This window comes from Herbaspirillum sp. WKF16 (genome assembly GCF_028993615.1).
In the GTDB taxonomy this organism is placed as follows: Bacteria; Pseudomonadota; Gammaproteobacteria; order Burkholderiales; family Burkholderiaceae_D; genus Herbaspirillum.
In genome coordinates, this window is sequence record NZ_CP118632.1 from 1507254 (window position 1) to 1526918 (window position 19665).

Annotated in this window: 17 protein-coding genes; 16 read left to right on the forward strand and 1 reads right to left on the reverse strand. The window is 66.2% G+C overall.

Going from position 1 to position 19665, the window contains the following annotated elements; translation table 11 throughout:
• The first annotated feature begins 319 nt into the window (after nt 1-319).
• The 11 genes from Herbaro_RS06710 to Herbaro_RS06760 all read left to right on the forward strand — a co-directional run bounded on the left by Herbaro_RS06710 (nt 320) and on the right by Herbaro_RS06760 (nt 14083).
• Nucleotides 320-3109, forward strand: a complete 2790-nt coding sequence (locus Herbaro_RS06710; protein WP_275013055.1) for a motility hub landmark protein FimV — start codon at nt 320-322, stop codon at nt 3107-3109.
• Between the two features lie 112 nt (nt 3110-3221).
• Nucleotides 3222-4154 carry a tRNA pseudouridine(38-40) synthase TruA gene (gene truA, locus Herbaro_RS06715; protein WP_275013056.1) on the forward strand — a complete coding sequence of 311 codons (933 nt, stop codon included), beginning with the start codon at nt 3222-3224 and terminating at the stop codon, nt 4152-4154.
• Between the two features lie 47 nt (nt 4155-4201).
• A complete protein-coding gene (locus Herbaro_RS06720) occupies nt 4202-4870 on the forward strand; it encodes a phosphoribosylanthranilate isomerase (RefSeq protein WP_275013057.1) in 669 nt (222 codons plus the stop codon).
• A 25-nt stretch (nt 4871-4895) separates the two neighbouring features.
• Nucleotides 4896-6155, forward strand: coding sequence for a tryptophan synthase subunit beta (gene trpB, locus Herbaro_RS06725; protein WP_275013058.1), 1260 nt, complete (start codon nt 4896-4898; stop codon nt 6153-6155).
• Between the two features lie 77 nt (nt 6156-6232).
• The gene (trpA, locus tag Herbaro_RS06730) at nt 6233-7030 is read left to right on the forward strand and encodes a tryptophan synthase subunit alpha (protein ID WP_275013059.1); all 798 of its coding nucleotides are present in this window, start codon (nt 6233-6235) and stop codon (nt 7028-7030) included.
• Nucleotides 7031-7200: 170 nt separating this feature from the next.
• Nucleotides 7201-8070, forward strand: coding sequence for an acetyl-CoA carboxylase, carboxyltransferase subunit beta (gene accD / locus Herbaro_RS06735; RefSeq protein WP_275013060.1), 870 nt, complete (start codon nt 7201-7203; stop codon nt 8068-8070).
• A gap of 104 nt (nt 8071-8174) precedes the next feature.
• Entirely contained in the window at nt 8175-9488 is a 1314-nt protein-coding gene (folC, locus tag Herbaro_RS06740; RefSeq protein WP_275013061.1) for a bifunctional tetrahydrofolate synthase/dihydrofolate synthase, read from the forward strand.
• A gap of 91 nt (nt 9489-9579) precedes the next feature.
• Nucleotides 9580-10560, forward strand: coding sequence for an SPOR domain-containing protein (locus Herbaro_RS06745; RefSeq protein ID WP_275013062.1), 981 nt, complete (start codon nt 9580-9582; stop codon nt 10558-10560).
• Between the two features lie 31 nt (nt 10561-10591).
• Nucleotides 10592-11098: a CvpA family protein gene (locus Herbaro_RS06750; RefSeq protein ID WP_275013063.1), complete on the forward strand. Its 507-nt coding sequence runs from the start codon at nt 10592-10594 to the stop codon at nt 11096-11098.
• A gap of 95 nt (nt 11099-11193) precedes the next feature.
• Nucleotides 11194-12714, forward strand: coding sequence for an amidophosphoribosyltransferase (gene purF / locus Herbaro_RS06755; RefSeq protein WP_275013064.1), 1521 nt, complete (start codon nt 11194-11196; stop codon nt 12712-12714).
• 127 nt (nt 12715-12841) lie between these two features.
• Nucleotides 12842-14083: a cystathionine gamma-synthase family protein gene (locus tag Herbaro_RS06760; protein WP_275013065.1), complete on the forward strand. Its 1242-nt coding sequence runs from the start codon at nt 12842-12844 to the stop codon at nt 14081-14083.
• A gap of 95 nt (nt 14084-14178) precedes the next feature.
• Here the strand turns inward: Herbaro_RS06760 and Herbaro_RS06765 are convergent, their stop codons facing one another.
• A complete protein-coding gene (locus tag Herbaro_RS06765) occupies nt 14179-14775 on the reverse strand; it encodes an LOG family protein (RefSeq protein ID WP_275013066.1) in 597 nt (198 codons plus the stop codon).
• A 181-nt stretch (nt 14776-14956) separates the two neighbouring features.
• On the opposite strand from Herbaro_RS06765, the gene Herbaro_RS06770 reads away from it, so the two are divergent.
• The 5 genes from Herbaro_RS06770 (at nt 14957) to Herbaro_RS06790 (ending at nt 19603) form a co-directional block, all read left to right on the forward strand.
• Nucleotides 14957-15973 carry a patatin-like phospholipase family protein gene (locus Herbaro_RS06770; protein WP_275013067.1) on the forward strand — a complete coding sequence of 339 codons (1017 nt, stop codon included), beginning with the start codon at nt 14957-14959 and terminating at the stop codon, nt 15971-15973.
• Between the two features lie 85 nt (nt 15974-16058).
• Entirely contained in the window at nt 16059-16961 is a 903-nt protein-coding gene (locus Herbaro_RS06775; RefSeq protein WP_275013068.1) for an alpha/beta fold hydrolase, read from the forward strand.
• 131 nt (nt 16962-17092) lie between these two features.
• A complete protein-coding gene (locus Herbaro_RS06780; protein ID WP_275013069.1) occupies nt 17093-17935 on the forward strand; it encodes a 3',5'-nucleoside bisphosphate phosphatase in 843 nt (280 codons plus the stop codon).
• 81 nt (nt 17936-18016) lie between these two features.
• Complete coding sequence (gene htpX / locus Herbaro_RS06785; RefSeq protein WP_275013070.1) at nt 18017-18889, forward strand: protease HtpX; 873 nt, start codon at nt 18017-18019, stop codon at nt 18887-18889.
• A gap of 78 nt (nt 18890-18967) precedes the next feature.
• Nucleotides 18968-19603 carry an L-threonylcarbamoyladenylate synthase gene (locus tag Herbaro_RS06790; protein WP_275013071.1) on the forward strand — a complete coding sequence of 212 codons (636 nt, stop codon included), beginning with the start codon at nt 18968-18970 and terminating at the stop codon, nt 19601-19603.
• Nucleotides 19604-19665 lie beyond the last annotated feature (62 nt).

The following is a 19665-nucleotide window of genomic DNA, read 5'->3' on the forward strand; positions in this document are numbered from 1 at the left end:
GTAAGTTCTTGATGATAAAAGTTGAAAAATCCAATTCATTTCATGAACGCCAACAAAATACGATATGCAGGCTGCCTGGCGGCAAGTTTGCAGTCGGTTGCGGCGGCCCCGGGGCCGGATTGCTGGAGTTGATGAAATGGGTCTGCAGTCTGGCTCTTAGGACCCTGCGAGAGGCGCGTTCCCGGCGGAACGGCCGATGGGCAGAGAGCAGCGCCGGAACGGGTGGTACCGATCCGAGCGGCATATGCCCCAACACGGCTTCCAATTGAATAAAAGCGTGACGGGTTCTTAGCGGAACGTTTCTCTACGCCATATAAACATGCCTCTGAATACAAACAAGAAGCTTCCCCTGTCCCAGATCAAGAAACTCAGCGCCGCGCTGGCGATCGCACTGGCCGTCCCGATGGGCGCCCATGCCGCCAGCCTGGGCCGGCTGACCGTGCTGTCCTCGCTGGGACAGCCCTTGCGCGCCGAAATCGAAGTCACCGCCGTGAGCGCGGAAGAGGCCGGCAAGCTGTCGGCCAAGCTGGCCTCGGCGGAAGCATTCAGCCGCGCCAACGTCGATTTCAACCCGGTGCTGGGATCGCTGTCCTTCGCCGTCGAGCAGCGCCAGGGACGCCACTTCATCCGCATCAGCTCTTCCCAGCCGGTCAGCGACCCGTTTGTCGACCTGCTGCTGGAACTCTCCACGGGAGACGCCAAGCTGGTGCGCGAGTACACCTTCCTGCTGGACCCGGCCGACAGCAAGTCGCCGCGCAACGCCCAGGTGGCGCCGCTGACGCCTAGCGCTGCGGCGGTCAAGGCGGAACCGGCCCCGGCCAACAACGCGCCGCCTGCCGCATCGGCTGCCCCGGCCCAGGCCGCACCTGCCGCCCCCGCAGCGCCGCAAGCCGCAGCCGAACCGGCTCCAGCTCCAGCCCCGCCGCCAGCGCCTGCTCCGGCGCCAGTCGCGGCCGCTCCCGCGGCTACACCGGCACCTGCCGCCGCAGCCCCGGCCGCGCCTGCAAGCGCACCGATTCCCGTCAGCGGCGAAGAGCCTGCGGCCAGCATCAGCCAGCGCCCGGCGCCATCGGCGCTGGCCGAAGAACTCATTCGCCGCCAGGAGGCCGCACCGGCCAATACGCCGGCCTCGGCCAGCCCGGGCGCCGCTCCCGCCGCCAACGCGGCAGGGCAGAGCGCCTCGGGTGAAGTGGTGCGTCCGGCCGCACCGGCCCCGGCTCCCGCAGCAGCGGCAGGCGGCAAGGCCGGCGACTATCGCGTCAAGCAGGGCGACACCCTGGCCGGCATCGCCGCGCGCAACAAGCAGGCCAACGTCTCGCTGGACCAGATGCTGATCGCGCTGTACCGGGCCAACCCTGACGCGTTCATGGGCAAGAACATCAACCGCCTGCGCGCCGGCAGCACGCTGGCCGTGCCCGACCAGCCGACTGCCGCCGGCATCGACCAGGGCGAAGCGCACGGCATGGTGGTGGCGCAGGCCCAGGACTTCAACGCCTATCGCAACAAGCTGGCCTCGCAGGTCGCCAGCGCGCCGGCGCGCAAGCCGGCGGGCGCCGACACCCAGAGCGGCGGCGGCAAGATCACCACGCGCGTGGAAGAACGCGGCGGCGCCTCGTCGGCCCGCGACCGCCTTGAGCTGTCGCGCGCCAACCGCGCCAAGGGCAATACCGGCAACGCCGGCGCGGCCGAGGACAAGGCCGCCGCCGAACGCGCGCTGTCGGAAGCCAACGACCGCGTGAAGGACCTCGAGAAGAACGTCGACAATCTCCAGAAACTGCTGGAGATGAAGAACAAGACCATCGCCGATCTCTCCAGCCAGCAGAAGGAAGCCGACGCCGCCAAGGCGGCCCCGGCTCCGGCTGCAGCGCCTGAAGCCGCCAAGCCGGAAGAAAAACCGGCCGCCGCCGAGGCCAAGCCTGAAGAGAAGCCGGCCGAGGCGCCTGCTCCGGCGGCCGCACCCGCTCCGGCCGCACCGGCCCCCGCTCCGGCGCCTGTCGCGCCGGCTCCGGCCGCGTCTGCCCCGGCCGCCAAGCCAGCCGAGAAGCAGAACTTCTTCGAGAGCCTGACGCAGAATCCTTACGTGCTGGCAGGTGTCGGCGCGGTGGTCGCGCTGCTGGTGGCCGGCGTCGGCGTGGTTGCCGTGCGCCGCCGCAAGAAGAAGGCCGAAGAACCGGCGGCGGAAGCCGCCGCGGAGCCTGAGCCTGCGCCTGCTCCCGAAGCCCCCGTTGCGGCAGCTGCCGCGGTAGCCGAGCCGGAGGCTGAAGAGCCGGCGGCCGAGGCAGCCGCCGCCGAACCTGTGGCGGCCGTCGCGGAAGAGCCGGCCGAGGAAGAAGCCCCGGTCGACCCGATTGCCGAAGCCGACATGTACATCGCCTACGGCCGCGTCGAGCAGGCAGAGGACGTCCTCAAGCTGGCGCTGCAATCGACGCCGGAACGCCAGGCCCTGCATTCCAAGCTGCTGGAAATCTATGCCAAGCGCGGCGACGTCTCCAACTTCAACAAGGTGGCGCTGGATCTGCACCAGCTGAGCGGCGGCCTCAACGAGGCATGGGCCAAGGCGGCGGATCTGGGCTTCGAGCTCGACCCCACCAACCCGCTGTACGGCGGCCAGCCGCCGGCGCCGCCTGAGCCTGCGCCGGAAGAGCAGGGCATGGAGTTCGACCTGAGCGACTTCAAGGGCGCGGAAATCCAGGCAGGCGCCGCACCCGCCGCGCCGGCCGTGGACCTGGGCAAGGACATTGATTTCGATCTCGACCTGGAGAACGGCGCCAAGCCGGCCGACGACGAACCCATCCTGCCGGCCAGCGCGGGCGCGACTTCCGCGTCGGCCTTGCTGGACGATGGCGACGATCAGCCGGCCATGAACCTGGCCGACCTCGACCTGAGCCTGCCGGACGAGACTGCGGCCCCGCCGTCGGCGGCCAACATCCTGGAGGAGGACGAGGAATCGGCCTTCGAAGCGGAGATGACCACCAAGTTGGACCTGGCGGCCGCCTACCAGGAAATCGGCGACAAGGAAGGCGCGCGCGAGCTGCTCGAAGAGGTCATGCGCGGAGGCAACGATGCGCAGGTGGCGCGCGCCAAGGACATGCTGGGCACGCTCGGCTAGGCGCAGCGATTACAATAGTCCATCTCGCGGGCGCCTCGCATGAGGTGCCCGCTTTGCTTTGCGGCAAGCCCATGCGCGGCCGCGCGCAACGAACAGCAATGCAGATCCGGCAATGACAGATACATCAGCACAAGCAGCGCCTTCCCCGGCCGCGTCCGACCTTCCCGCCGAGGCCGGCCTGCGCCGCGTCGTGCTGGGTGTGCAGTACGACGGTGCGCAGTGGCAGGGCTGGCAGACCCAGCCGCACCGGCAGACGGTGCAGGACCAGTTGGAAGCCGCCCTGCGGCGCTTCGCCACCGAACCCATCGCCACTACCTGCGCCGGCCGCACCGATTCCGGCGTGCACGCGCTGGAGCAGGTCGTGCATTTCGACACGCCGATCGCGCGCGACCCGTTCTCCTGGGTGCGCGGCACCAACGCCTTCCTGCCGCCGACCATCGCGGTGCGCTGGGCCTGTGAGTTGCCCTATGTGGACGATGCGGCCGTCGCCGCCACGGCCGCGCCGGCAGCCGAACTCCATGGGGCCGGCCGGGCGCAGGCATCGACGCAATTCGGTTTTCATTCGCGTTTCTCGGCCGTGGCGCGCACCTATCACTATGTGCTGTACAACCACCCGGTGCGCTCGCCGCTCCTGGCGGGCAAGGCCGGCTGGACCTTCCGCCCGCTGGACGCCGACCGCATGCACCGCGCCGCCCAGCACCTGATCGGCGAGCACGACTTCACCAGCTTTCGCGCCGTGGAGTGCCAGGCCAAGTCGCCGGTGCGCAAGATGGAAAGCATCACCGTGCGCCGCCATGGCGATATGATCGTCTTCACGCTCAAGGCCAACGCCTTCCTGCATCACATGGTGCGCAACATCGTGGGCTCGCTGATCGTGGTGGGCAACGGCAACCAGGCGCCGGAATGGATAGCCGAGGTGCTGGCGGTGCGCGACCGCGGCCGCGCGGCGCCGACCTTCATGCCGGACGGCCTGTACCTGGCGCGGGTGGACTATCCCGACGCCTGGGCGCTGCCGCAGGAAAACCGCTCCTGGCCGTGGCTCTAGGCGGCCCGGCGACGACAACCCGATAATCTTTTGCAAGCGCAACCGAGATGAGCCAACGCACCCGAATCAAGATCTGCGGCCTGACCCGAGAAGAAGACGTGGCCGCCGCCGTGCGCGCTGGCGCCGACGCGATCGGCTTCGTGTTCTATCCCAAGAGCCCGCGCTACGTCAGCGCCGAGCGCGCCGCCGCGCTGGCGGCCACGGTGCCGCCCTTCGTCAGCACCGTCGGGCTGTTCGTCAATCCCTCGCTGGAAGAGGTGCAGGCGGTGCTGGCCCGGGCGCCGCTGACGCTGTTGCAGTTCCACGGCGACGAGACGCCGCAGCAGTGCGCCGCGATCGCCGCCGCCGTGGTGCGTCCCTTTGTGCGGGCCGCGCGCATCGGCAGTGCTACGCGGCCCGACGATTTGTTAGAATACGAGCTTCAATATCGCTCTGCCAGCCGCTTCTTCAGCGGACTGCTGCTCGACACGCTGGTCGAGGAGTACGGCGGCAGCGGAAAGGCTTTCGATTGGTCTCTCATTCCAAAAGAACTCGCGCCTCGGGCCGTTTTGAGTGGTGGCTTGAGCGTACGCAACGCCACTGAGGCGGTGGCCGGCGTTCGCCCGTACGCGGTCGACATCAGCAGCGGTGTCGAGTCCGCCAAGGGCATCAAGGATGCCGCCAGGATCAGCGCCTTCATCGACGCGGTTCGCCTGGCGGATGCTACCCAAGCGTAGCGCGCAACCTGTACAGAGGATTTCCATGAAAGAACTGAACCCGCTCGGCAACTTCGCCGAGCGTCAAGCCATTGCCCCCGCCGCCTTGCACCAGTCGGCCCCTTATAACTTGCCGGATTCGCGCGGCCACTTCGGTCCCTACGGCGGCAGCTTCGCGGCCGAGACGCTGACGCTGGCCCTGACCGAGCTGCGCGAGGCCTATGCCCACTACCAGAACGACGAGCAGTTCCTGGCCGAATTCCACTCCGAGCTGAAGCACTTCGTCGGCCGTCCGAGCCCGGTGTACCACGCCAAGCGCTGGTCCGAGCTGGCCGGCGGCGCGCAGATCTACTTCAAGCGCGAAGACCTCAACCATACCGGCGCCCACAAGATCAACAACGTGATCGGCCAGGCCCTGCTGGCCAAGCGCATGGGCAAGAAGCGCATCATCGCCGAGACCGGCGCCGGCCAGCACGGCGTGGCGACCGCCACCATCTGCGCGCGCTTCGGCATGGAGTGCATCGTCTACATGGGCAGCGAGGACGTGAAGCGCCAGCTGCAGAACGTCTACCGCATGAACCTGCTGGGCGCCAAGGTGGTGCCGGTGGAGTCAGGCTCCAAGACGCTCAAGGATGCGTTGAACGAAGCCATGCGCGACTGGGTCACCAACGTCGAGTCGACCTTCTACATCATCGGCACGGTGGCCGGCCCGCACCCGTACCCGATGATGGTGCGCGACTTCCAGGCGGTGATCGGCAACGAGTGCATCGTGCAGATGCCCGAGATCGCCTCGCGCCAGCCCGACTACGTAGTGGCGGCGGTGGGCGGCGGCTCCAACGCCATGGGCATCTTCTATCCCTACATCGATTACCCGGACGTCAGGCTGGTGGGCGTCGAAGCCGCCGGCGACGGCCTCGATTCCGGCCGCCACTCTGCCTCGCTGACGCTGGGCTCGCCGGGCGTGCTGCACGGCAACCGCACCTACCTGCTGCAGGATGAGAACGGCCAGATCATCGAGACTCATTCGGTCTCGGCCGGCCTCGACTATCCGGGCGTCGGCCCCGAGCACGCATGGCTGAAGGACAGCGGCCGCGCCAGCTACGAGTGCATCACCGATGAGGAGGCGCTGGCCGCCTTCAACACCTGCTGCCGCATCGAAGGGATCATCCCGGCGCTGGAGTCCAGCCACGCGCTGGCCTACGCCGCCAAGCTGGCGGCTTCGCTGCCCAAGGACAAGATCGTGCTGGCCAACCTGTCCGGCCGCGGGGACAAGGACATGCATACCGTGCAGCAGCGCCAGGGCTGAGCCCGGCGTTCGCCCATGGGCCCGGCCGGCGCGCCGGCCGGGCTGCAGCCTGAACAATTACAGAACACGCAAAGACCATGTCCAAGATCCAAGCAACCTTCACCCAGCTGGCCGCGCAGAAACGCAAGGCCCTGATCACCTTCATCACCGCCGGCGACCCGGCGCCGGAACTGACCGTGCCGCTGATGCACGCGCTCGTGGCCGGCGGCGTCGACATCCTCGAACTCGGCGTGCCGTTCTCCGACCCGATGGCCGAAGGGCCGGTGATCCAGCGCGCCTGCGAGCGCGCGCTCAAGTTCAACATCAGCACCCGCGACGTGCTGGACTTTGTGCGCGAATTCCGCAAGACCAACAGCCACACGCCTGTGGTGCTGATGGGCTACGCCAACCCGATCGAGCGCTTCGGCGTCGACGCCTTCATCGGCGCGGCCAGGGAAGCCGGCGTGGACGGCACCATCGTGGTCGATTACCCGCCCGAGGAATGCGAGGAGTTCGCGCAGAAGATGCAGGCCAATGGCATGGATCCCATCTTCCTGCTGGCGCCGACCTCGACCGAGGACCGCATCCGCCAGGTGGCGGCGGTCAGCAGCGGCTTCTCCTACTACGTTTCGCTCAAGGGCGTGACCGGCGCCGGCAATATCGACACCGTCGAAGTCGCCGAGCGCATCGCCGCCATCCGCAAGCACGTCAAGCTGCCCATCGGCGTGGGCTTCGGCATCCGCGACGGCGCCACCGCCAAGGCGGTGGCGGCGGTGGCCGATGCCGTGGTGATCGGCAGCCGCATCATCGCCGAGCTGGAGAACACTCCGCCAGCCAAGGCCTGCGACGCGGTGCAGGCCTTCGTGGCCGATATCCGCAAGGCGCTGGATTCCTGATCCGCACCGTGTTGCGACAGCCTCCGGCGCACACCGGAGGCTTTCTTTTTTGATAACCGGATTCCGGCGGGATGGCCCGATATTGCTTTTTGGCAAGCTTTGGGCCGGCCTTGCATCCGCCGCTGGCGGCTCTGGTACAATGCGCCACCGGAAAAATTGATGAGGACTCTATGAGCTGGCTCGAGAAGTTATTGCCACCCCAGATTAAAAGCGGCTCCGCCAGCCGCAAGGCTATCCCGGAAGGCCTGTGGGTCAAGTGCCCCTCCTGCGAAGCAGTGCTTTACCGTACCGACCTGGAGTCCAACCTCCACGTCTGCCCCAAGTGCAGCCACCACATGCGCATCCGCGCCCGCGCCCGTCTCGATGCCTTGCTCGACGAGGGCGGCCGCTATGAGATCGGCCAGGAAGCCTTGCCGGTCGACACCCTGAAGTTCAAGGACAGCAAGAAGTACCCCGATCGCCTGAAGGACGCCATGGAATCCACCGGCGAAACCGACGCCATGGTGGTCATGGGCGGCGCGATCATGACCCTGCCGGTCGTGGTGGCCTGCTTCGAATTCGAATTCATGGGCGGCTCCATGGGATCCGTGGTCGGCGAGCGTTTCGCCCGCGGCGCCCAGGCAGCGCTGGAACAGAAGGTCCCGTTCATCTGCATCACCGCCACCGGCGGCGCCCGCATGCAGGAAGGCCTGCTGTCGCTGATGCAGATGGCCAAGACCACCTCCATGCTGACCAAGCTGTCGGAAAAGAAGCTGCCGTTCATCAGCGTGCTGACCGACCCCACCATGGGCGGCGTCTCGGCTTCGTTCGCCTTCATGGGCGACGTGGTGATGGCCGAGCCCAAGGCGCTGATCGGCTTCGCCGGCCCGCGCGTGATCGAGAACACGGTGCGCGAGAAACTGCCGGAAGGCTTCCAGCGCGCCGAGTTCCTGGTGACCAAGGGCGCCATCGACATGATCGTCGACCGCCGCAAGATGCGCGAGGAAATCGCCCGTCTGCTGGCGCTGCTGCAAAACCAGGCGGCCGAAACCGTTTCCTGATACGCGGTATACTTCAGGCCCGGATTTGCTGGACGGCAAATCCGGGCTTTGTTTTTTCTGTTTTCCCGTGCAGTTGCCTTACGCCTTAGTGATCGAGACGTGCCATGACATCGCAAGCTTCCCCGACTCCCAGCAACCTCAACGAGTGGCTGGCCCTGCTGGAACAGCGCCATTTCAAGCAGATCGACATGGGGCTGGAGCGCGTCATGCAGGTCAAGAAGAAGCTCGACATCAAGTTCGACTGCCCGGTCATCATGGTGGCCGGCACCAACGGCAAGGGCTCGACCTGCGCCATGCTGGAATCGATCCTGATGCGCGCCGGCTACCGTGTCGGCCTGTACATCAAGCCGCACTTCCTGCACTTCAACGAGCGCGCCCGCATCGGCGGCGACATGGCCAGCGATGAGCAGCTCGTGGCAGCCTTCGAGGCGGTCGAGGCGCAGCGCGGCGACATTTCCCTGACCTATTTCGAATTCACCACGCTGGCCATCATGAAGCTGTTGGCCGACGCCAGGCAGGATGTGGTGATCCTGGAAGTCGGCCTGGGCGGGCGGCTGGACGCGGTCAACGTGATCGACGCCGATGTGGCCGTCGTCACCAGCATCGACATCGACCACACCGAATACCTGGGCGAGACGCGCGAAGAGATCGGCTTCGAGAAGGCCGGCATCTTCCGTCCCGGCAAGGTCGCCGTATGCGGCGATCCGGTGCCGCCCAAGTCCTTGATCGAACACGCCGAGAAGATCGGCGCCGACCTCTGGCTGATGGGACGCGACTACAACTACCAGGGCGACAAGCAGCAATGGGCCTACGGCGGACGCGGCATGCGCCGCAATTCGCTGGCCTATCCCAGCCTGCGCGGCGCCAACCAGATCCTCAACGCCTCGGCCGCGCTGGCCGCGCTGGAAGCGTTGCGGGAAGTGCTGCCGGTGGGCGCGCAGGAGGTGCGCACGGGGCTGGCCACGGTCGAGCTGCCGGGGCGCTTCCAGGTGCTGCCGGGCCAGCCGCTGGTGATCCTGGACGTGGCGCACAATCCGCACGCCGCCGCCACGCTGGCGCAAAACCTCGACAACATGGGCTTCCACCCCTACACCTATGCGGTGTTCGGCTCCATGCTGGACAAGGACATCGAAGGCGTCATCGGCCACCTGAAGGACAAGATCGACCACTGGTGCGTGACCGGGCTGCCGCTGCCGCGCGCGGCCACCGCGCAACAGCTCAGGGAGGCTTTGCTGAGCGCCGGCGTCGAGCCGGAGTTCAGGCGTGACGCGGCGCGCAGCATCGAGACCTTCGATACGCCGGCCGCCGCCTACGCAAATGCCCTGAGCAGAGCAGGGGAGAATGATAGAATTGTGGTTTTCGGATCCTTCCTTACCGTGGCGGGCGTGATGCAGGCGCGCCGCCCGGGTTTGCATTAACTCCGGAGCCAGTATCCGCGCCGCGCGGCGCCAGGACCTGATTTGCCAGGCAGTTTTTCAAGACATTCAGATCAATTCATTTCGACTCCGCATGGGCTTGTTCTCGCTCTTTCGTAAAAACAAGCAGGAATCTGCTTCCGACCAAGGCGAATTCCGTTCGCGTTCCGAAGAGCAATCTTCCGCACTCCGCACCCGCAGCAGCCGCGCGGCCAATACCTCCGGCCGCGCCGCCGCGGGAGGTCGCGGCAAGGCCGGCAAGGATGCCGGCGCCGATCCGCTGTTGCCGGAAAAGAAACGCGCGCGCCGCCGCCTGATCGGCGCCGTGGCGCTGGCGCTGGCAGTGGTGATCGTCTTGCCGATGGTGCTGGATTCGGAGCCCAAGCCGCTTAACGAAGACATCGCCATCCAGATCCCGTCCAAGGATCAGCCGGCGACCGCCGCCGCCGCTACCGGCACCCAGCCCGCCGCCGCGCAGCCTGCGGCAGACGCCAAGCTGGCCTCGGCGGCTTCCGCGCTGGATCAGAAGGAAGAGATCGTCGAGCCGGCCAGCGTCAATCCGGCGCCCGCCGCAGCCGCGCCGGTCGTGACCGCGCCGGCCGCACCGGCGCCCAAGGTGATCGAGAAGCCGGCTGAAAAGCCCGCCGCCAAGCCGGAAGAGAAGAAGCCCGCCGCAGCGGCAGCGCACAAGGAAGAACCCAAGAAGGAAGCGCCTAAGAAAGAGACGCCCAAGCCCAAGGCGGCCGAGCAGCATGGCGACGACTCGGCGCGCGCGCTGGCGATTCTGGAAGGCAAGTCGAACTCGGGAGCGGCCGCTTCGGCCGACAAGAAACCGGCGGCCGCAGGTGGGAAATTCGTCATCCAGGTGGCCGCGCTGGCCACCCAGGACAAGATCAACGAACTGCGCAGCAAGCTCAGCGGCGCCGGCATCCATTCCTTCACGCAGAAGATCGCGACCCAGGGCGGCGACCGCACGCGCATTCGCGTCGGCCCCTTCGGCAGCCGCGACGAGGCGGAGAAGATGGGCGCCCGGATCAAGAAATTGGGCCTGAACGCCACCATTGTTCCGGCTTGAATTTGATCTCCGATAGCTCCATATTGTCATCGTGACGATCTTTGACTACCTGGTGCTGCTGGTGATGGGCTGTTCAGTGATCATCGGCACCCTGCGCGGGTTTGTGCGGGAAGTGCTCTCGCTGGCCAGCTGGGTGGTGGCGCTGGTGGTGGCCAATGCCTATGGCGAGGCGCTGGCGGGGATGTTGCCGGAAATGATACCCGGCGAATCGACACGACTGATTGTGGCGTTCATCGCCCTGTTCATCGGTACGCGGCTGTTGATGGCGCTGGTATCGAGGACATTGAGCGAATTGATCAAGGCCAGCGGCTTGACGCTGGTCGACAGGGGACTTGGAAGCGTGTTCGGCGTGGCGCGCGCAATACTGATCGTGGTGGCGGTGGCCTTGTTGTGCGGCACCACCTCGATCCCGCAGCAGCCGTTCTGGAAAGATGCGGTATTGAGTCCGTTGGTGGAGCAGGCGGCGTTGACCGTGATGCCGTTCCTCCCGGGCAAGTTTGCGGAGCATGTCAGTTTTTCCGCGCCGTCCGAAGTCTGAGTCCCGTCGAGCCATGTCCCTTGGGGGACCGGGCGCCTCGGTCGTGGTTTGAAGTAGCGGTTCGTTTTCGTTTTCGTTTTCGTTAGGAGTCCACCATGTGTGGCATCGTCGGTATCGTTTCCCATAGTCCCGTCAACCAAATGCTGTACGACGCGCTGCTGCTGCTGCAGCACCGCGGCCAGGATGCGGCGGGCATTGCAACCAACCACCATAACGGTTTCTCGATGCACAAGGCCAACGGCCTGGTGCGCGACGTGTTCCGCACTCGCAACATGCGCTCGCTGCCCGGCAATACCGGCATCGGCCAGGTGCGCTACCCGACCGCCGGCAGCTCCTCCTCCGAGGAAGAGGCCCAGCCGTTCTACGTCAACGCGCCGTTCGGCATCATCCTGGCGCACAACGGCAACCTGACCAATACCGAACAGCTCAAGATCGAGATGTTCAAGAACGACCGCCGCCACCTCAACACCGACTCCGACACCGAAGTGCTGCTGAACGTGCTGGCGCACGAACTGCAGCAGGCCACCACCGGCTACTCGCTGGATCCGGCCACGCTGTTCAAGGCGGTGGCCATGGTGCACAAGCGCGTGCGCGGCTCCTACGCCGTGGTGGCGCAGATCGCCGGCTACGGCCTCCTGGGCTTCCGCGATCCGTACGGCATCCGTCCGATGTGCCTGGGCTTCAATGAGAGCGACAAGGGCATCGAATACATGCTGGCCAGCGAATCGGTGGCCCTGGAAGGCATGGGCTTCCGCTTCCTGCGCGACGTCAATCCGGGCGAGGCGATCTTCATCGACACCGACGGCAAGCTGTACAACCAGCAATGCGCCGAGAATCCGACGCTGAACCCCTGCGCCTTTGAGTACGTCTACCTGGCCCGTCCGGACTCGGTCATCGACGGCGCCTCGGTCTACGGCACCCGCCTGAAGATGGGCGAGTTCCTGGCCGACAAGATCCGCAGCGAATTCAAGCACGGCGAGATCGACGTGGTCATGCCGATCCCCGATTCCTCGCGTCCGGCCGCCATGGAGCTGGCCCTGAAGCTGGGCATCGAATACCGCGAAGGCTTCATCAAGAACCGCTACATCGGCCGCACCTTCATCATGCCGGGCCAGGCGCTGCGCCGCAAATCGGTGCGCCAGAAGCTCAACGCCATCGGCAGCGAATTCAAGGGCAAGAACGTGCTGCTGGTGGATGACTCCATCGTGCGCGGCACCACCAGCCGCGAGATCGTGCAGATGGCGCGCGAGTCGGGCGCCAAGAACGTGATCTTCGCCTCGGCCGCGCCGCCGGTGAAGTTCCCCAACGTCTACGGCATCGACATGCCGACCCGCGACGAGCTGATCGCCTACGGCCGCTCCTATGAGGAAATCTGCCGCGAGATCACCGCCGACGCCCTGGTCTACCAGGACGTGGACGCGATGAAGCGCGCGATCTCCGAGATGAATCCGGCGCTCAAGAGCTTCGAGGCGTCGTGCTTCGACGGCAACTACATCACCGGTGACATCACCCAGGAATACCTGGACCGCATCGAGTTCGCCCGCAAGAACCCGAAGCCCTCGGTGGAAGATCCGGTGCGTTCGCAGCTGAACCTGAACCTGGCGCGCGTGGACTGATTGCGGTCCTGCGCCGGGCGCTGGAAGGACGCCGGTTGCCGCTCACGCGGCGCCGGCGTTTTTCATTGGGGCGGCCGATGCCAAACTGGCTTATCATTTTCCCTTTCGACGTATTCCCGACCTTGCGATGAACGATAAAAAGACCTACGGCTTCACCACCACCATCCTGCACAGCGACCGCCAGAAAGAGATCGAGCACGGCTCGCTGCACAAGCCCGTCCACACCTCGGTGACCTACGGCTACAAGGACGCGCGCCAGCTGGCCGAGGTGTTCCAGGGCAAGCAGCCCGGCTACCGCTACGGCCGCCAGGGCAATCCGACGGTGTCGGCGCTGGAAGACAAGATCACCAAGATGGAAGGCGGCAAGTCCACCATCTGCTTCGCCACCGGCATGGCCGCCATCGGCGCCATCGTCCAGGGCCTGCTGCGCGAGGGCGACCATGTGGTGTCCTCGGCTTTCCTGTTCGGCAATACCAATAGCCTCTGGATGACGGTGGGCGCGCAGGGCGCGAAGGTGTCGATGGTGGACGCCACCGATGTGAAGAACGTCGAGGCCGCAATCACGCCGCAAACACGCCTGGTGTTCGTCGAGACCATCGCCAACCCGCGCACCCAGGTGGCCGACTTGAAGCGTATCGGCGAGCTGTGCCGCGAGCGCGGCATCCTCTACGTGGTCGACAACACCATGACGTCGCCCTACCTGTTCCGGCCCAAGTCGGTGGGCGCCGGTTTGGTGGTCAATTCGCTGACCAAGTCCATCGGCGGCCACGGCATCGCGCTGGGCGGCGCGCTGACCGATACCGGCGAATACGACTGGACCCGTCACCCGCACATCGCCGAGAACTACAAGAAGAACCCGGCGCCGCAATGGGGCATGGCGCAGATCCGCGCCAAGGCGCTGCGCGACTTCGGCGCATCGCTGGGACCGGAAGCCGCGCATCACATCGCCGTCGGCGCCGAGACCCTGGCCCTGCGCCAGGAGCGCGAATGCAAGAACGCGCTGGCGCTGGCGCAGATGATGGAAGCCGACGAGCGCTTCGCCGCCGTCTACTATCCCGGCCTGCCTTCGCATCCGCAGCACGCGCTGTCCAAGGAGCTGTTCCGCTCCTTTGGCAGCCTGCTGTCGTTCGAGCTCAAGGACGGCATCGACTGCTTCGACTACCTCAACCGGCTGCGCCTGGCGATCCCGACCAGCAACCTGGGCGACACCCGCACGCTGGTGATCCCGGTGGCGCACACCATCTTCTACGAGATGGGCGCCGAGCGCCGCGCCAGCATGGGCATCGCCGAATCGCTGGTGCGCGTGTCGGTCGGCCTGGAAGATACGGACGACCTGGTGGAGGATTTCCGCCAGGCGCTGGATGCCTGAACCTGAACGCGGCCGCGAATGAAAAAAGCCTGCGCGCTCAATGAGCCGCAGGCTTTTTTATTTGCGCCATCCCGGGCAACGCCGGGAGGGCGGGATCAAGGCACCAGGTTGGAGATCGCCTCGCGGTCGGCCCACTTGGTCTTGTAGGTCGGCGTGAAGGTCTTGAAGCGCTCGATCAGGCGGGCCGGGTCGGCTTCATGCATCATCAGCCCGGATTGGTCGGCGCTGACGAAGCGTTGCGAGACCAAGTGATCGACGAAGGCGATCAGGTTGTCGTAGAAGCCCTCGATGTTGTACAGGCTGATCGGCTTGTAGTGGAAGCCCAGCTGGGCCCAGGTCAGCACCTCGAACAGCTCTTCCAGCGTGCCCATGCCGCCGGGCATGGCGATGAAGCCGTCGGAGAGCTCGGCCATCATGGCCTTGCGCTCATGCATGTCCTTGACGATGTGCAGCCGCGTCAGGCCGTTGTGGCCCAGTTCCTTGTCCAGCAGCGCCTTGGGGATGACGCCGGTGGCTTCGCCGCCCAGCTTCATGATCTCGCTGGCGATGATGCCCATCAGGCCGACGTTGCCGCCGCCGTAGACCAGCGCGATGTTGTTCTTCACCATCTCCCGCGCCAGTGCGCGGGCGCCTTCGGCATAGGCCGGCGAAGCGCCGGGGGAGGAGCCGCAATATACGCAAATCGATTTCATGTTTCCTCTGCAATATCCGTCGTTACAATGGCATGGCTGAGCTGTGCTTGCCTGGACATAAACACCTGCTCAAGCCCTTCGTGTGTTATACCATGATAGTGCGGTGCAGCATAAACTTGCGTGGTGACATGCGAGTGACAGGAGGCAGGTATCCGCCCGCCGCCAGCGTCGAAAGGACATCATGCCGAACAAGATCGTCAGTCTGGCCCTGCAGGGCGGAGGCTCGCACGGCGCCTTCACCTGGGGCGTGCTGGATCGCCTCCTGGAGGACGGCCGCCTGGAATTCGAAGGCATCAGCGGCGCTTCCGCCGGCGCCATGAATGCCGTGGTGATGGCGCAGGGCTACCTGCAGGAGGGGCGCGAAGGCGCGCGCGCCGCGCTGGAACGATTCTGGAACAGCCTGTCCACGCGCGAACCGTTCGACTTCATCCAGCCCGACTACGCCGCGGCCATGCCCAATCCCACACCCATGCCCGGCATGCAGGCGCTGCTGGCGATGACGCGCTTCTTCTCGCCGGCGCAGCTCAATCCGCTGGACATCAATCCCCTGCGCGACATCCTGGCCGAGCAGGTCGACTTCGAGCGCCTGCGCGAGCAGCGCGGGATCAAGCTGTTCATCGCCGCCACCCAGGTCAGCACCGGCACGCTGAAGATCTTCCGCAACCGCGAGCTGTCGCTGGAGGCCTTGCTGGCCTCGGCCTGCCTGCCGTCGCTGCACCGGCCCATCGAGATCGACGGCGAGGCCTATTGGGACGGCGGCCTGACCGCCAATCCGCCGATCTTCCCGCTGCTGCATTCCTGTTCCGCGCGCGACGTCATGGTGGTGCTGCTGCATCCCAGCCGCCGCGCCGGCACGCCTTCCACCAGCCATGACATCGGCCAGCGCCTGTCGGAGATCAGTTTCAGCTCGGCCTTCTTCACCGAGCTGTCGGCGCTGGCCCTGGCGCGGCGCGAGGCGGAAAACTCCACGCTGGCCTTCGGCTCGCTGGAGCGCCGCCTGCGCCAGCTCAACATGCACATGATCGACGCCAGCGAACTGATGGAGCAATTGAGCAACCTCTCCAAGCTCAACACCCAGGGCAGCTTCATCCGCAGCCTGCAGCAGCAGGGCAGGGAGCGCGCCGGCGAGTGGCTGGCGCAGAATTTCGAGCGCGTCGGCCAGTCCTCGACCTTCGACCTGGGGCGCTTCCTGCAATAGCCGCGGCCCCGCCAGCTTCGCGCACGGTCGTTCGAATTTGTCTATACTCTGCAGCTTCACGCACACTGCGACAGAAAAGACGACCATGAGCCAGCACGGCGCCATCCAGCCATCCCGATCCGAATTCCTGCAGGTGCGCGGCCTGCGCTACCACGTGCGCCAATGGGGCGACCCCCACGCGCCGGCGCTGTTCATGCTGCACGGCTGGATGGACGTCTCGGCCTCGTTCCAGTTCATGGTGGACGCGCTGCAGGGCCGCTGGCGGGTGATCGCGCCCGACTGGCGCGGCTTTGGCCTGAGCGAGCGCACCCGGGGCGACTCCTACTGGTTCCCCGATTACCTGGCCGACCTTGACGCCATCGTTGCGCACTATGCCGGCGACGACGCCATCGACCTGCTCGGCCACAGCATGGGCGGCAACGTCGCCACGCTGTACGCCGGCGTGCGGCCGCAGCGCGTCAAGCGCCTGATCAACCTGGAGGGACTGGGCCTGCCGTCGGCCAAGCCGCAGGAGGCGCCGGGCCGTTTCGCCAAGTGGATGGACGAGGTCAGGGGCGGTCCGCTGATGCGCGGCTACGACTCGCTGGAGGAGGTCGCGGCGCGCCTGCAGAAGAACAATGCCCGCCTGTCCGACCAGCGCGCCGCCTTTCTCGCGCAGCACTGGGCGGCGCAAGATGCCTCCGGCTTGTGGCAGGTGCTGGGCGATCCGGCGCACAAGCAGGTCAGCCCGATCCTCTACCGCGTCGACGAAATGACCGCCTGCTGGAGCCAGATCGCGGCACCCGTGCTGTGGGTGGAGGCGACCGACAGCGACATCTGGCGCTTCTTCGGCCAGCACACGCTGATGCGCGAGGAGATCGATCGCCGTATCGCCTTCATCCCCAAGGTCCAGGTCGAGTTCATCGGCGACGCCGGCCACATGCTGCATCACGACCAGCCCGAGCGCCTGGCGCAACTGATCGAGACTTTCCTGGCGCAGCCGCTCTGAACGCCGGCGCGCGCGGCGCAGGGCGACGGCGCGGCCCGATGCGCGGTAGAATGGAGGCGTTTGCAACCTTCATGCAGGTTGTGATCGGCGGCAGCCACAAGCGACCGGCCCGAGTCACCGCGCATCATCCTATGTCCCAGCTCAAATTCGACCTGCACTGCCACTCCAACGTCTCCGACGGCCTGTTGCCGCCCGAGGAAGTGGCGGCGCGCGCGCACGCCAACGGCGTAGACGTGTGGGCGCTGACCGACCACGACGAAGTGGGCGGCGTGGCGCGCGCGCGTGAAGCGGCGCGGGCGCTGGGCATGAAGCACGTCGGCGGGGTGGAGATCTCGGTGACCTGGTGCGGCCAGACCGTGCACATCGTCGGCTTGCGCGTGGATGAAACCAATCCGGCCCTGGTCGCCGGCCTGGCCGCCACCCGCAACGGCCGCGAGCGCCGCGCTCGCGAGATTTCCGGCGAGCTGGAGAAGGTCGGCATCTGCGGCGCCTACGAGGGTGCGCTCAAGCACGTGGGCAACCCGGACCTGATCTCGCGTACCCACTTCGCGCGCCACATGGTCGAATGCGGCCAGTGCGGCGACACCAAGGAAGTTTTCGCCAACTACCTCACCGAAGGCAAGCCGGGCTACGTCCCGCACCGCTGGGCGACGCTGGCCGAGTCGGTGGACTGGATCCTCGGCGCCGGCGGCGTGGCGGTGATCGCCCATCCGGGCCGCTACAAATACACGCAGACGCAGTTCGGCGCGCTGTTCGACGAATTCAAGCAACTGGGCGGCGCCGCTATCGAGGTCAATACCGGCAGCCACACGCCCGAGCAGTACGAGGAGTACGCGCAGGTGGCGCGCAGCTACGGCTTCCTGGCCTCCATGGGCTCGGACTTCCACGGTCCCGGCGAGTCGCGCATCGACCTGGGCGGCCTGCCGCCGCTGCCGGCCGGGGTCAGGCCGGTGTGGCACGACTGGGATTTCTGAGGCGCTCCGTACGAAGCCCACCCTTGATTTCCAGTCCGGCATTCCTATCTAATACCCACTTTCCCGATAGGAGTTTTCCCCATGAAACGCATCTTGCTGTTTGTCGCCACCAACATTGCCGTGCTGGTCGTGATGAGCGTCATCTTGTCGCTGCTGGGCGTAGACCGCTTCCTCACCCGCTCGGGTCTGAACCTGCCCATGCTGCTGGTGTTCTCGCTGGTGGTCGGCTTCACCGGGTCCATCATCTCCTTGCTGATGAGCAAGAGCATGGCCAAATGGTCCACCGGCGCGCGCGTGATCGACACGCCTGTCAACGGCACCGAGGCCTGGCTGCTGCAGACGGTCGGCAAGCTGGCCCAGCGCGCCGGCATCGGCATGCCCGAAGTGGCGGTGTACGAGGGCGAACCCAACGCCTTCGCCACCGGCGCATTCAAGGATTCGGCGCTGGTGGCGGTGTCCACCGGGCTGCTGCAGGGCATGACGCAGGACGAGGTCGAGGCGGTGCTGGGCCACGAGGTGGCGCACATCGCCAACGGCGACATGGTCACCATGACCCTGATCCAGGGCGTGGTGAACACCTTTGTGGTGTTCCTCTCGCGCGTGGTCGGCTACTTCGTCGACTCGGCGCTGCGCCGTAACAACGACGAAGGCCCCGGCATCGGCTACACCGTGACCGTGCTCGTATGCCAGATCGTGTTCGGCATCGGCGCCTCGATCATCGTGGCCTGGTTCTCGCGTCACCGCGAGTTCCGCGCCGACGCAGGCGCCGCGCGCCTGTTGGGCACGCCGCAGCCGATGATCAACGCGCTGGCGCGTCTGGGCGGCTTCTCGCCGGAAGGCCTGCCGCAGTCGATGGCCGCCATGGGCATCAGCGACAAGCCGGGCATCATGGAGCTGTTCTCCACGCACCCGCCGCTTGAGCAGCGTATCGCGGCCCTGCGCGGCCAGCGGTAAAATAGCGGGACAGACAGGCAACGGCGGTGGCGACACCGCCGTTTTGCATTTTCAGCACGCAGATTTGGAAACGATGCCATGAGCCAGTTTTTCGAGATCCACCCCGACAATCCGCAGCTGCGACTGATCAAGCAGGCGGCGCAGATCATTCACAAGGGCGGCCTGGTGGCCTTGCCCACCGACTCTTGTTATGCGCTGGTTTGCCAGCTGGACAACAAGGATGCGGTCGAGCGCGTGCGTCGCGTCCGCGGCGTGGACGACAAGCACCACCTGACGCTGCTGTGCCGCGACCTTTCCGAGATCGCCCAGTACGCCCGCGTCGACAATCGCCAGTACCGGCTGTTGAAGGCGGCCACGCCGGGCGCTTACACCTTCATCCTGGAAGCCACCAAGGAAGTGCCGCGCCGGCTCTCGCACCCCTCGCGCAAGACCATCGGCCTGCGCGTGCCCGAGAATCGCATCGCCCACATGCTGCTGGAAGAGCTGGGCGAGCCCCTCATCGGCACCACGCTGATGCTGCCTGGCGACGAGCTGCCGCTGACCAACGCCGACGACATCCGCGACCAGCTGGAAAAGCAGATCGAGCTGGTGATCGACAGCGGCGCCTGCAGCCTGGAGCCAACCACCGTGATCGACCTGACCGACGACGAGCAGCCGGTGCTGGTGCGCCAGGGCAGGGGCGACGCCGGCCTGTTCGGCTTGCAGGCGGCCTGAGTGCCGCTTGCCTTGCATCCAGCTTCGGCCACGCAGGTGGCTGTCGAAGTTTTTCGAATTAG